The organism is Micromonospora sp. NPDC049900 (assembly GCF_044461025.1).
Classification (GTDB): domain Bacteria; phylum Actinomycetota; class Actinomycetes; order Mycobacteriales; family Micromonosporaceae; genus Micromonospora.
Map to the genome: position 1 here is coordinate 1 of NZ_JBITKM010000004.1, position 13,379 is coordinate 13,379.

Here is a 13,379-nt window from a genome sequence, read left to right on the forward strand (position 1 = left end):
CGGCCGCCCACACACGCAAGGAAGGGCCCCCTCCTAACGCCTCACGCATAGCAGGGGACCCCTCCTAACACCCACACCCGCACCCCCGCGTCCACTCTGCGACCGACGGCTTGCACTCATAGCAAGACGGACGTACGGTTTTGTTGACGGCGCGGATCGGCGGTAAGTGTTGCCTAACCACGGCGACCCTCCCGCCGGTGCGACAGACTGCTCAGGACTACTCACGGTCGCTGGTGTGAAGGAGTACGACGTGGCGAGCCTCGACACCTTCGGTGCGAAGACCCAGCTACGCGTCGGAGACGCGAGCTACGAGATTTTCAAGATCAGCCAGGTGGAGGGCCACGAACGGCTCCCCTACAGCCTGAAGATCCTGCTGGAGAACCTGCTGCGGACCGAGGACGGCGCGAACATCACCGCCGAACACATCCGCCAGCTCGGCGGTTGGGACCCGACCGCCGACCCCAACGTCGAGATCCAGTTCACCCCGGCCCGGGTGCTGATGCAGGACTTCACCGGCGTACCGTGCGTGGTCGACCTGGCCACCATGCGTGAGGCCGTCCACGAACTCGGCGGCGACCCCACCAAGGTGAACCCGCTCGCCCCCGCCGAGTTGGTCATCGACCACTCGGTCATCGCCGACCTGTTCGGCCGTGAGGACGCCTTCGAGCGCAACGTCGAGCTGGAGTACACCCGCAACAAGGAGCGCTACCAGTTCCTGCGCTGGGGCCAGACCGCCTTCAACGAGTTCAAGGTCGTGCCGCCCGGCACCGGCATCGTGCACCAGGTCAACATCGAGTACCTGGCCCGCACGATCATGGAGCGCGGCGGCCAGGCGTACCCGGACACCGTCGTCGGCACCGACTCGCACACCACGATGGTCAACGGCCTGGGCGTGCTCGGCTGGGGCGTCGGCGGCATCGAGGCCGAGGCGGCCATGCTGGGCCAGCCGGTCAGCATGCTGATCCCCCGCGTGGTGGGCTTCAAGCTCTCCGGCGAGATGCCGGCCGGCACCACCGCCACCGACCTGGTGCTGACCATCACCGAGATGCTGCGTAAGCACGGCGTGGTCGGCAAGTTCGTCGAGTTCTACGGCCCCGGCGTGAGCGCCGTGCCGCTGGCCAACCGGGCCACCATCGGCAACATGTCCCCGGAGTACGGCTCCACCGTCGCGATCTTCCCGATCGACGCGGAGACCGTGCGCTACCTGGAGCTGACCGGCCGGGACCCGCAGCAGGTCGCGCTGGTCGAGGCGTACGCCAAGGAGCAGGGCCTCTGGCACGACCCGGCCGCCGAGCCGCAGTACTCCGAGCACCTGGAACTCGACCTGGGCACCATCGAGCCCTCGCTCGCCGGACCCAAGCGTCCCCAGGACCGGGTGCCGCTGGGCAGCGCCAAGACGCTGTTCCGCGCCGCGCTCACCGACTACGTCGCGGCCGACGAGACCGGTGGCGACCTTGGCCGTCGTCCCGGCGTGCCGCAGCAGGACAAGCCGTTCGGCACGGCGGGCCCGGCCGACGAGGCCAGCGCCGAGTCCTTCCCGGCCAGCGACGCCCCGGCCAACGAGGTCAACGACCCGGCCGACGCCCCGCGTGACCTGGTCACCGCTGCCGTCGGCTCCGGCGGGCGGGCCAGCAACCCGATCCGGGTCACCGGCTCCGACGGCAGCGAGTACGAGTTGGACCACGGCGCGGTGGTGATCGCCGCCATCACCTCCTGCACCAACACCTCCAACCCGCAGGTGATGATCGGCGCGGCGCTGCTCGCCCGCAACGCCGTGGACAAGGGTCTGAACCGCAAGCCGTGGGTGAAGACCACCCTCGCGCCGGGTTCGAAGGTCGTCATGGACTACTACGAGCGCGCCGGCCTCACGCCGTACCTGGAGAAGCTCGGCTTCCACCTGGTCGGCTACGGCTGCACCACCTGCATCGGCAACTCCGGCCCGCTGCCGGAGGAGGTCTCCGCCGCGGTGAACGAGGCCGACCTCGCCGTGGTGTCGGTGCTCTCCGGCAACCGCAACTTCGAGGGCCGGATCAACCCCGACGTCAAGATGAACTACCTGGCGTCCCCGCCGCTGGTGGTGGCGTACGCGCTGGCCGGCACGATGGACATCGACCTGGCCAACGAGCCGATCGGCGAGGACAGCGCGGGCCAGCCGGTCTACCTGCGCGACATCTGGCCGAGCACCGCCGAGATCCAGGACGTCATCGCCTCGGCGATCGGCGCCGGCGGGTTCAGCTCCGCGTACGCCGACGTCTTCACCGGTGACGAGCGCTGGCAGTCGCTGCCGACGCCGACCGGGGACACCTTCGCCTGGGACGGCGAGTCCACCTACGTGCGCAAGCCCCCGTACTTCGAGGGCATGCGGCGCCTGCCGACGCCTGTTCTCGATATCGGTCCCGCCAGGGTGCTGGCGAAGCTGGGTGACTCGGTGACCACCGACCACATCTCCCCGGCCGGATCCATCAAGGCCGACTCCCCCGCCGGCGAGTACCTGGCCGGGCACGGCGTGCCGCGGCACGAGTTCAACTCGTACGGTTCGCGTCGGGGCAACCACGAGGTGATGATCCGGGGCACCTTCGCCAACATCCGGCTGCGTAACCAGCTCGTCCCCGGGGTGGAGGGCGGCTTCACCGTCAACCACCTGACCGGCGAGCAGACCTCGATCTACGACGCCTCGGTGGCCTACCAGGAGGCGGGCATCCCGCTGGTCATCCTGGCCGGCAAGGAGTACGGGTCGGGCTCGTCGCGGGACTGGGCGGCCAAGGGCACCATGCTGCTGGGCGTCAAGGCGGTCATCGCCGAGTCGTACGAGCGGATCCACCGCTCGAACCTGATCGGCATGGGTGTGCTGCCCTTGCAGTTCCCGACCGGCGAGAGCGCCGACTCGCTGGGGCTGACCGGCACCGAGACGTTCACCGTCACCGGCGTCACCGCGCTCAACGACGGTTCGACCCCGCGTACCGTGCGGGTCAGCACCGACAGCGGCGTGGAGTTCGACGCGGTGGTGCGGATCGACACTCCGGGCGAGGCGGACTACTACCGGCACGGCGGCATCCTGCAGTACGTGCTGCGGCGCATGATCGCCGGCTGACGCCACGAACGCCGACGGGCGCCCTCCCCGCTCGGGGAGGGCGCCCGCCGTTCGTCGGGCCGAGAGCGCGGGACCCGCCGTCACTCGACGGTGCGAGCACGGGCCTCCCGGATCTTCATCGCGTGCTCCACCACGGTGATCAGCACCTCCTTGACCGACTCCCGGTTGCGGGCGTCGCAGAGCAGCACCGGCACCTCGGGGTCGAGGTTCAGCGCGGCCTGCACCTCGTCGAGGCGGTACGAGCGCGCCCCCTCGAAGCAGTTGACCGCGACCAGGAACGGCGTGCCGCGCCCCTCGAAGTAGTCGATCGAGGGGAAGCAGTCGGCGAGCCGGCGGGTGTCCGCCAGCACCACCGCGCCGATGGCACCGAGCGCCAACTCGTCCCAGACGAACCAGAACCGGTCCTGACCCGGCGTACCGAACAGGTACAGCACCAGATCCTCGCTGACCGTGATCCGGCCGAAGTCCATCGCCACCGTGGTGGTCTGCTTCGCCTCGACGCCGGAGAGGTCGTCGATGCCGACCCCGGTCTCGGTCAGCACCTCCTCGGTGCGCAGCGGGCGCGTTTCACTGACCGCCCCGACCAACGTGGTCTTGCCGACCCCGAAGCCGCCGGCGACCAGGATCTTGATCGCGGTGGGCAGGGCGACCGCACCCGACGGCCGCTCAGAGTGCCCGTAGTCCATTGATAACCGCCTCGAAAATGCTGTGGTCGGGTATGCCGACGGTGGTGTGCGGCTCCCGGATCTGCACCAGACTGCGTGCCACCAGATCGCCGAGCAGGACCCGCACGGTGCCCACCGGCAGGTCCAGGTGTGCCGCGATCTCGGCCACGGACTGGATCCGCTGACAGAGGCCGACGATCGCCAGGTGCTCCGGGCCGAGACCGAGTTCCGGGGAGACGTCCGTGCGGGTCGCCGTCACCAGGGAGATCAGGTCGAACGTGCCGGTGACCGGGCGGGCCCGGCCGCCGGTCACCGCGTACGGACGGACGACCGGACCGGCGTGGTCGTCCACCCACTGGTGGTCCGCGAACTCTCCCTGCACCGTCATCCGGCTACTTCTCCCCGCCGGCCTGCTCGACGGCCCGGGACGGTGACGCGACGTACTTGCCGACCCTGGTGACCAGCATCGCCATCTCGTACGCGATCAGGCCGACGTCGGCGTCCTCGGTGGCCAGCACCGCGAGACAGGCGTTACGGCCGGCGGCTGTGACGAACAGGAAGGACGACTGCATCTCGATGATCGTCTGCTGGACCTGTCCGCCACCGAACCGCTTGCCCGCACCGCGGGCCAGGCTCTGGATACCGGCCGCCATCGCTGCCAGGTGCTCGCCGTCGTCGCGGCTGAGCCCCTGCGACGAGGCCATCAGCAGACCGTCGGCGGACAGCGCCACCGCGTGTTCGGCCTGCTTGACCCGGCCGACGAGGTCGTCCAGCAACCACGTCAGGTCGGCACTCGAAGCCGTCTTCTGCGCCACTTCGTCGTCCTCTTCTCCCCGGCTCTTCGCCGTGCTCATCTGGGCCTGACCGGCGCCGACCCGGGCAACCGGGCCAGCGACACGGATCAGGTCGCCTGTTGGTCGGCGCCGTCGGACCCGTCCTCGGCGCGCCGGCCACCATCGAGCAACCTAGCGGCGTCGGAGCGTCCGCGCCGGGTGCCCGTCTGGTACGAACTCATCATGCGTCGAACCTGTTCTGGTTCGCGGATCACGTCCTCACCGCCGTCGGTCGCCCCGGGCTCGTCGCGCAGCGCCGGGGCGAGACTGGCCTGCCGTACCCGCACCGGCAGACCCGACTCGGTACGCCCCAGGTCGGGCTCGGGCGCCGTCGGCGTACCCGGCTCGGGTGGGGCCGCCGCCGAGGTGGACGGGCCGGTCGGCGCTCCGGGCGCGGCCACGGCGTCGGCCGGCATGCGCAATGGCCGTGCCGGGCCCTCACCCGGCACCGAGGTTACCGGCACCTCGATCGGGATGGTCGGTCCGTCCAGTGCGGACTGGCCGGGCCGACGACGGGACCTGGTCGGCAGACCGGTCGTCTCCTCGGCGGGGGCGGCCGAGGTCTGCACGGCCGGTCCGACCGCCGTCTCCTGCAGCGCGGCGGGCGACGCCACCGCCACCGCTGCGGGTGACCGCTCCTCGCTGCCGGGGCCCGGCCCGGCGGGCAGCGCCGGAGCCTCGTCCCCGGAGTCCGACGGCGGTACGGCCGGCTGCGCGCCGTCCACGATGATCAGATCGCTCGGGACCAGCACCACCGCGGTCGTCCCACCGTACGGCGACTCCTTGAGCTGTACCCGCAACCCGTGTCGGTCGGTCAACCGACTAACCACGTAGAGGCCCAACCGGGACGCGTCGGCGAGGTTGGGTTCGGAGCGGTCCACGATGCGCTGGTTGGCGGCGGCCAGGTCCTCCTCGGTCATACCGAGACCACGGTCCTCGATCTCGATGGCGAACCCGTTGGCGACCACCTGTCCCCGCACCTCGACGATGGTGTGCGGCGGCGAGAACGACAGCCCGTTCTCGATCAGTTCGGCGAGCAGGTGGATGACGTCACCGACGGCCCGTCCGGCCAGCGACACCCCGCTGATCGGGAGCACCTGGACACGGGTGTAGTCCTCGACCTCACCGACCGCGCCACGGACCACGTCCACCATCGGCACGCTGCGGCGCCAGGCCCGGCCGGGCGTGGAGCCGGCGAGCACGATCAGGTTCTCCGCGTTACGCCGCATCCGGGTGGCCAGGTGGTCGACGTGGAACAGGTCCTCCAGTTCCTCCGCGTCCTGCTCCCGGCGCTCCAGCGAGTCCAGCAGGGTGAGCTGGCGGTGCACCAGGTCCTGGGTACGTCGGGCCAGGTTGAGGAAGACGTCGCGCACCGCTCGGCGCAGCTCCGCCTGTTCCACCGCGGTCCGGATGGCGGTCTCCTGCACCACGTTGAACGCCCGGCCCACCTGGCCGATCTCGTCGTCGCCGAAGCGCAGCGGCGGCGCCTCCTTGGCCACGTCCACCTGCTCGCCACGCCCGAGCCGATCGACCACACTGGGCAGTCGCTCGTTGGCGAGCTGGAACGCGGCGTCCCGCAGGCGCTGCAACTGCTGTACCAGGGCGCGGGCGGTGGTGACCGAGACGACCACCGAGGCGATGACGACGAGCAGGCCGAGGCCGGCGGCGAGCACCAGCCGGACGATGACGCCGACGGCCACGGGGGTGGCCCGTTCGACCACGTCGTCCCCACCGATGACCACCACGTCGCCGATGTCGATCAGTGCCGGACCAGTGGCGTCGCCCCACGCCTCGGCGCTGAACGGCACCCGGGCGCCGTTGCCGGCCAGCATCACCTGGTTCTCCAGGTCGGCCAGCCGACGGAAGTTCGCCCCGGAGGACACCTGCTGGTACCGGGCCTGGTCCGCCTCCGGCAGCCGGACGACCGCCTGCTCGGCGACGAACCGGCGGGCACCGACGATCCGGGTGAGCTCCGCGCGTTCGCTCGAGGTGATCCGGCCGGCGGCCAGCACCCCGGCGAGTAGGGCGTCCTCCTGGGACAACAGTTCCCGGGCCCGATTGAGCTGGATCAGTTGGGTGATGTCTTCGGCGACCTGGTCGTCGTCTAGGTTGCCCAGTTCGTCGTAGACCCGATAGATCGACTCGATCACCTGGGTGAACGCCCCGCCGGCCTCGCCGCGACCGATGTTGCGACTGTCGACGGCGGTCCGGGTGTCCGACAGCGCGGCGAGCCCCCGGTTCAGGTCGCCGATCCGTTGCTGGAGGGAATCACTGCCGAGCAGGCCGACCTGCCAGTGCCCGGCCGACTCCTCGAACTCGGCGGCCAGTTCGTCGGTGCGCTGGCGTACCTGCACGAGTTCACCACGCCCGCGGTCCTCGGGGCGTCCGAGATACGCCAGCGAGGTCCGGCGTTCCAGTTGCAACTGCAACAGCAGCGGCTCGGTGGGGTCGAACACCCGCGCGTCGAGCGCCTGCACGCCGACGAGGTTGACGCCCTCGCGGATGGTCACCCAGGCGGTGAAGCTCCAGAGTGCCACCAGCGAAGCCAACAGGGCCACGATCTTGGTACGCAGATTCGAACTGCGGGAACCCATTACACCGTCCCTGGCCCGGAGCGAGTCGATCGGTCAGTCAGGCGGGCGACACACGCACCGACCCCGGCGCACGCTAACAGCGTCGTCGGAGCAACTCAAGCGCTCGTGATCATGCCCTGGTGGGTGGCCGCGGAGCCCGCACCGCCACGTCCTGCCACACCGGACTCGAACGCCAGACGCCGTGCCGCGAGCACTGCCGCGCGTACCACCAGGACCGGGGTGTAGAGGTCCTTGTCGTGCCACAATGGAGGGTCGTCGACACCCTCGACCTGCAGATGCGGCAACGCCCGGGTGGCGGCCTGCACCGCGCCGGGTCGCCGGGCGCCCGCACCGAGCAGGACGTGCACGGCGTACGCCGTCTCCTCCGTGGTGGTCGACCACCGTCCCCATCCACCGTCGTCACGCTGGGTGTCGAGCACCCAGCCGACGGCCCGGTCGACGGCCTCCCCGGCGACCTCCGGCGGTGCGTGACCGGCCAGCGCCAGGGCGGCGCAGGAGGTGGCGTAGTACGGCGAGGCGTGCCACCGGTCCGTCCAGTGGCCGTCCGGCTGCTGCACCTCACGCAACCAGCGACCGAGGGCGTCCACCCGGGCGCCGTACCGGTGTGTTCCCTGCCGAGGGTGCCGGGCGTGCCAGCCCAGCGCCTCCAGCACGTGGGCGTTGGTGGTGATCGAGTCGCCGTCCTCCCCGCGCCAGGTGCAGAAATGACTGCCGAGGTCGTAGCGGAACAGGCTGCTCGGGTCGACCGGCCGACCCAGTCGGGCCAGGGCGTACAGGGTGGCCGAGGTGGTGTCCGCGTCGGCCGGCAGCCCCGGCCCGGTCGCCGCGCCGTCCGGTCCGAGCGCGGCGGCCAGCCCGGCCACCAGTGCGGGCGACGGTCGGACCGGTACGCCCGCCCGGATGAGCGTGCCGAGCGTCCAGGACCGCTCGAAGACGGTGATCGGGGTGCAACACGGCACCGGGCCGTCGTGCCGGGCAACCACCTCGTCCAGGTACGCCCGGGCGGCCCGGTCCGGCGTCCGCTGGTGGTTGAGCCACCCGGCCGTGGCGGCGGGTGAGGCGCCCACCGCGCCGTCGATCGGGCGGACCTCCTCGCGGGCCGCGGCGTTCGGTCCCAGCACCTCGTAGGCGTGCCACAGCTTGCGCGGCATCGGGCGGTCGGTGGCGAGCAGGGCGGAGACCGCGTCGAGGCGTCGCCGATCCATTCGCGGTAGCGGAGGCAGGCCGGACAGCGCCGGGGCGCCCCGGTCGCGCAGCCGGGTCAGGTGCGCGTCGATGCGGCCGGTCAGCGCCGGCACGATCAGGTCGGCGGCCGGGGTGTCCGGCAGCGGCGCGCCGGTCTCCAGCCGTGCGGCCAGCGCGGTCAGCCCACGCGTGGCGGCGTCCACCAGGTCGGACCGCGCCGGGCCGACACGGTCCGCCGGCTCGTCCCGGACCAGCACCGCGATCAGGGCCTCCACCGCGCTCGCCGTCGGCACCAGGCCGTACCCGCCGGGCAGGCCCCAGGCGCCGTCCGCCCCCTGTCGGCCGAGCAGGTACGCCAACCGTCGGCCGTGGCCGCCGAGCCACGGGGCGTCGGCGACCAGGCGACCCGTCTCGTAGACCGAGGCACTCACCTGCCCGGCCGGGACCCGGTCGAGGTCCGCGACCAGGTCGGCGGCCTCATCGGTGAGGCTCTGCGCCGTCTCCGGCCCGGTCACGCCGGTCGCCGTCACGGCGTGCCCCAGAAGTCGGTGGACCGGTGGAAGCCGCTGCTGAAGCCGATCTGCCGAGCCAGGTGGTCGACCGCCACCGGACAGTCGACCCGGAGCGTCGCGAGCTGCTCCCGGGCCTCGGCGACCAGTACGGCGATCCGCTTCTCCACCTCGGCGCGGGACACCAGCAGCAGGGCGTTCAGGTCGCCCCGGCGCAGGTCGCGCTCGTACGTGCCGAGGTCGTCGACCAGGCGCAGGATGCGCTGCACCTGGTCGCTCGCGGCCAGCAGCGCGTCCAGGTGCGCCAGGGTGGCCGGATCGTCGCCGTGGATCCAGTGCACGACGTTGACCACGGTGCAGGCCAGGCTGGCGGCGTTGTCCAGGTACTCCGCGAAGCCGGGCCGCGTGTCCGGCGACTGCTGCCAGTCCCACTCCCGGGCCATCGCGTCGAGTACCTTGCGGGTCTCCTCCCGCCAGCGCTCGCGGTGTGCGGCGAAGGCGGGCACGGTGGCGAGTTCGTCGCGCAGCTCGGCGAGAAGGGCACCGAGTTGGTCGCCCTCCTGCGGCGTCGCGCCGTCGACGACCGCCAGGCAGCGTACGGCCAGCCGGTCGATCTCGTCGCGCGAGCGGGCCTCGTGGTCGATCAGCCGGTCCACCGCGAAGCCCCACAGCACCGCCCGGTGGGCGGCCCGGAGCCGATCGAGGTCACACCAGGGTGCGCAGAAGGCGATCGCCATCGCCACGTCGCCGAACAGGGTGGCGTCGAAGGGCCGGGGCGGGAACAGCTCGGGGTACGCGGCGGCCACCGCCGTCAGATCACGCTGCCCCTTGGCGGCGCGGGCGCAGATCCGGCCCTGTTCGGCGGAGTCGGTCATCTGGTCGCCCGGGCCGACCGGCGACACCTCGGTCTCGGCACTCACGCCGCGACACCCTGGGCGGGCCGCAGAATCACCTCGGCGATTCCCGCGTGGAGCCGAACGGCGATCTCGGGAGACGTGCTGAGGTACGGGCGCGGCGCGCCGCGATCGAGCCGGACCACCGCACCCGCAGACTGTTCTCCGGAACCGACCAGTGCCTGACGCAGCAGACTCGGCAACGCACGTCGCAGGGGTATCGATGCCGCTCTCCGGCGTCGGGCGCAGTTCACGTCGTCGGCTCCCAGTTGCACAGGCCCCCGGGGTGGAGGGGCGTCACTCTTCGAAATGCCTCGGTTGCGATGAGCATGACATCGCAATAGCAGTCCTCACTAGTCGCGTGGCGAGGAATGTTCATGGTGGAAATTCCCGGTGTCCACAGAGAAGAGAGCGCTCCGGCACGTCGTCGTCACCCACCGCCGCAGGCGCCCCGGTCCGCAGCGGGCCGGTGACCGACATCGACCGCCGGGGCATCGTCCCTGCTCAGTGGGGTTCTACCGCCCCGAACAAGCCGACCGGGCGGACCTGCGGCCCGACTCCTTACGCCGGTGGGCCGACGACCCGCCAGGTGATCTTTGTCATGGCTGGTCCCGACCTCGCGAAATAGCCGAGCGCGATCATCCGGCGACCGGACGACACCTGCTCGGCGGGCGCGACGACCGGCCGCCCACACCGGCGGGCTCCGCCCGGAGAATGCGGGCACGACCCGTCTCGCTGTGCCAGGCTCAGGGCATGGACGACAAGACCATCCTGAGCCGGATCTCCGATCTGGTCGACGAGGAGCACCGACTGCGCGCCGAGGCGCAGGCCCACGAGGCGGGCACCGACGACGAGGCCCGTACCCGGCTGCGTGCGCTGGAGGAGTCCCTCGACCAGTGCTGGGACCTGCTCCGCCGTCGACGCGCCGCGCGGCAGGCACACGGCGACCCCGACGCCCAGGGCGCACGCCCGGTGCCCGAGGTCGAGCGGTACCTCCAGTAGGCACCCGCCGGGCTCCGGGTGGCGGCGGGACGGCCACCCGGAGCCCCGTCGTCCGGGCCGACCGACGTCAGCGCCCGGTCCGTCAGCGCAGACCGGCCTCGCGGGCCAGCAGATCGGTCAGACCGTCCGGCTCCTGAGGCAGGCCCCGGGCGGTGAACCAGGTGGCGACGACCCGTACGTCCCGGGCCAGGAAGTCCCGCCCCTGCGGGTTCGCCACCACGTCGACCACCTGCGGCAGGTCGATCAGGACCAGCCGCCCCTGGTGCACCAGCAGGTTGTACGGCGACAGGTCACCGTGCGCGTAGCCGGCGCGGGCCAGCACCACCAGCGCGTCGACGAGCTGCTCCCACAGCCTGCGCAGCTCGCCCGCCTCGGGGCGCAGCTCGGCCAACCGGGGCGCGGCCCGCCCCTGGTCCGGGTCGCCGAGGAACTCCAGCATCAGCTCGGTGCCGCGCAACTGCACCGGGTACGGCACGGCGACCGTGCCGTACCGTTCGCCGATCTCCCAGAGCCGGGCCAGCGCGGCGAACTCGGCCGCCGCCCACTGCCCGGCGACCATCTGCCGGCCGAACGCGGTCCGCCCGGTCATCGCGCGCATCTCCCGGGAACGACGCACCCGCCGTCCTTCGAGATACCCGGCGTCGCGATGGAAGAGCCGGTGTCGGGGATCGCGGTAGCGCTTCGCCGCCAGCAGGCAGGCCCGATCGGTCTCCGGCACGGCTCGGCGGACCAGATGGACGTCGGCCTCCTTGCCGGTCTTGAGCACCCCGAGTTCGGTGTCCTTGGCGGCCAGCTCGGTGACCAGCCATGCGGGATGGGGTTGCGGGCCGTGCACCGCGTCGTCCCAGGAGGACCAGACCTCGCCGGTCTCCGGGTCGGGCTCGTCGTCCGGATCGGTCGGGGCGGGGCCGGACGGCCGCCCGCGCTTCAGGAAGTGTGGTTCGTCGTCGTCGAAGCGGCGCTTGCCGCGGGCTCGGCGCTGCGGCACCGAGGAGTCGTGATCGCGCACTGCGCTGGTCGTCCCTTGTTCGAGGTGGATGGAGGCAGGAATTGACCTGCGAGAACGGCCATGACCGACCTCCTCTCCTCGACCGGGCGCACGCCCGGCAGCACGATGCGCGGACCATGCTCGTCGCGTCGGCGCGCCGCGGCAACCGGTTTTCGACGTCAGGCGCGGGTACGCCCCGCCGCGCCACCGGTAGCGCCCATGATCGCGGCGATGGCGGCGATCACCGTGTCGACGGTGACCGTCGGCGCGAACCGGGCGTCCGTCCAGGGCCGCCCCCGGTGCAACCAGATGCTGGGCAGACCGACCGCGGTGGCGCCGCCGATGTCGGCCTCCGGACCGTCGCCGATCACCCAGGCGCCGCGCAGCGGCATCCGGGCCCGTTGGGCGGCCAGCGCGAAGATCCGCGGGTTGGGCTTGCTGACCCCGGCCTCCTCGGAGATCACCCAGTCGGCCACGTACCGGTCCAGGCCGGTACGTCGGATCTTGGTGTCCTGTTGGCGGACCGCGCCGTTGGTGACCACCACGGGCATCCAGCCGGCGTCGTCGGCGATCCGCAGCGCGCAGGCGACCAGCGGATCGAGCCGGGTGAACTCGACGACGCCGTCGTGCAACTCCTCGACCAGATCGATGGAGGGCATCCGCAGGCGGTACCGGTCCCGGATGGCGTCCGCGACGTCCCACCGATCGGTCAGCCCGTCGGCGTCGATCGACAACAGCCATTCGATGTCGTGTGCGGGCGCGCCGATGCCGTCGAGGAAACGCTCTGCCCAGGTGCGGAACGGCCCGGCCCGGTCGAGCAGGGTGTTGTCCAGATCCAGCAGGAGCAGCGGCACTCGGGCACCTTACGGGAATCCGGTACCCGCCCGACAGGCCCGGAGGTTACGCGGTGATGTCGTACCGGCACCGACCCTGACCGGAACCCGATTTCCAAGCCGTACGTACGGTTTGCGTTACCCCGGGTGAGCTGACACGATCGTGACGTGCCCAGAGTAAGTCAGGACCAGCTCGACGCCCGTCGACACGAGATCCTCACCGCCGCGCGCGCCTGTTTCGCCCGGCACGGCTACGAGGGCGCGACCGTGCGGCGGCTCGAGGAGGCGACCGGACTGTCCCGAGGTGCGATCTTCCACCACTTCCGCGACAAGGACTCGCTCTTCCTGGCCGTCGCCGAGGACGACGCGGCGACCATGGTGGAGACCGTCGCCCGCAACGGTCTGGTCCAGGTCATGCGGGACCTGTTGGCCCGCGCGGTCTCCCCGGACACCACCGGATGGCTCGGCAGCCAACTGGAGGTCTCCCGACGGCTACGGACCGATCCGGCCTTCGCCAAGCGATGGGCCGAGCGTTCGGCGGCGATCGCCGAAGCCACCCGGGAACGCCTGGCCCGGCAACGCGAGGCCGGAGTGCTGCGCGAGGACGTACCCATCGACGTGCTGGCCCGCTTCCTCGAACTCGCCTACGACGGCCTGGTCCTGCACCTGGCCATGGGGCGACCCGCCGGTGACCTCGGTCCCGTCCTCGATCTGGTCGAGGAAGCCGTCCGCCGCCGCTGAACGGCCGGTAACGGCGCGATAACCCCGCTGTCCCGGCCTCGGCAC

11 protein-coding genes are annotated in these 13,379 nt (G+C 71.6%); 3 read left to right on the forward strand and 8 right to left on the reverse strand.

Features of this window, described 5'->3' with window-relative positions:
* Window positions 1–235 precede the first annotated feature (235 nt).
* Complete coding sequence (locus ACIBMZ_RS11700) at window positions 236–3,091, forward strand: aconitate hydratase (protein ID WP_396692760.1); 2,856 nt, start codon at window positions 236–238, stop codon at window positions 3,089–3,091.
* Window positions 3,092–3,171: 80 nt separating this feature from the next.
* Here the strand turns inward: ACIBMZ_RS11700 and ACIBMZ_RS11705 are convergent, their stop codons facing one another.
* From ACIBMZ_RS11705 to ACIBMZ_RS11730, 6 genes are all read right to left on the reverse strand, one after another.
* Complete coding sequence (locus tag ACIBMZ_RS11705; RefSeq protein ID WP_396692762.1) at window positions 3,172–3,777, reverse strand: GTP-binding protein; 606 nt, start codon at window positions 3,775–3,777, stop codon at window positions 3,172–3,174.
* Window positions 3,758–4,144 carry a DUF742 domain-containing protein gene (locus ACIBMZ_RS11710; protein WP_396692764.1) on the reverse strand — a complete coding sequence of 129 codons (387 nt, stop codon included), beginning with the start codon at window positions 4,142–4,144 and terminating at the stop codon, window positions 3,758–3,760. Before ACIBMZ_RS11710 ends, ACIBMZ_RS11705 begins: the two co-directional genes overlap by 20 nt.
* A gap of 4 nt (window positions 4,145–4,148) precedes the next feature.
* Entirely contained in the window at window positions 4,149–4,610 is a 462-nt protein-coding gene (locus ACIBMZ_RS11715) for a roadblock/LC7 domain-containing protein (RefSeq protein WP_396692765.1), read from the reverse strand.
* 47 nt (window positions 4,611–4,657) lie between these two features.
* Entirely contained in the window at window positions 4,658–7,183 is a 2,526-nt protein-coding gene (locus ACIBMZ_RS11720; protein ID WP_396692767.1) for a nitrate- and nitrite sensing domain-containing protein, read from the reverse strand.
* 95 nt (window positions 7,184–7,278) lie between these two features.
* Entirely contained in the window at window positions 7,279–8,898 is a 1,620-nt protein-coding gene (locus ACIBMZ_RS11725; RefSeq protein ID WP_396692769.1) for a prenyltransferase/squalene oxidase repeat-containing protein, read from the reverse strand.
* The gene (locus tag ACIBMZ_RS11730; RefSeq protein WP_396692771.1) at window positions 8,895–9,797 is read right to left on the reverse strand and encodes a terpene synthase family protein; all 903 of its coding nucleotides are present in this window, start codon (window positions 9,795–9,797) and stop codon (window positions 8,895–8,897) included. Before ACIBMZ_RS11730 ends, ACIBMZ_RS11725 begins: the two co-directional genes overlap by 4 nt.
* Window positions 9,798–10,523: 726 nt before the next feature.
* Between ACIBMZ_RS11730 and ACIBMZ_RS11735 the strand changes: the two genes are divergently transcribed.
* Window positions 10,524–10,772: a DUF2630 family protein gene (locus ACIBMZ_RS11735; protein WP_396692773.1), complete on the forward strand. Its 249-nt coding sequence runs from the start codon at window positions 10,524–10,526 to the stop codon at window positions 10,770–10,772.
* Window positions 10,773–10,854: 82 nt separating this feature from the next.
* Here the strand turns inward: ACIBMZ_RS11735 and ACIBMZ_RS11740 are convergent, their stop codons facing one another.
* Together ACIBMZ_RS11740 and ACIBMZ_RS11745 are read right to left on the reverse strand one after the other, a co-directional pair.
* On the reverse strand, window positions 10,855–11,781 hold the full coding sequence (locus ACIBMZ_RS11740; RefSeq protein ID WP_396692774.1) for an RIO1 family regulatory kinase/ATPase: 927 nt from the start codon (window positions 11,779–11,781) through the stop codon (window positions 10,855–10,857).
* A 158-nt stretch (window positions 11,782–11,939) separates the two neighbouring features.
* Entirely contained in the window at window positions 11,940–12,614 is a 675-nt protein-coding gene (locus ACIBMZ_RS11745; RefSeq protein ID WP_396692776.1) for an HAD family hydrolase, read from the reverse strand.
* A 147-nt stretch (window positions 12,615–12,761) separates the two neighbouring features.
* Here ACIBMZ_RS11745 and ACIBMZ_RS11750 point away from each other — a divergent pair, with 147 nt between their 5' ends.
* Complete coding sequence (locus tag ACIBMZ_RS11750) at window positions 12,762–13,334, forward strand: TetR/AcrR family transcriptional regulator (RefSeq protein WP_396692777.1); 573 nt, start codon at window positions 12,762–12,764, stop codon at window positions 13,332–13,334.
* Window positions 13,335–13,379: the final 45 nt, after the last annotated feature.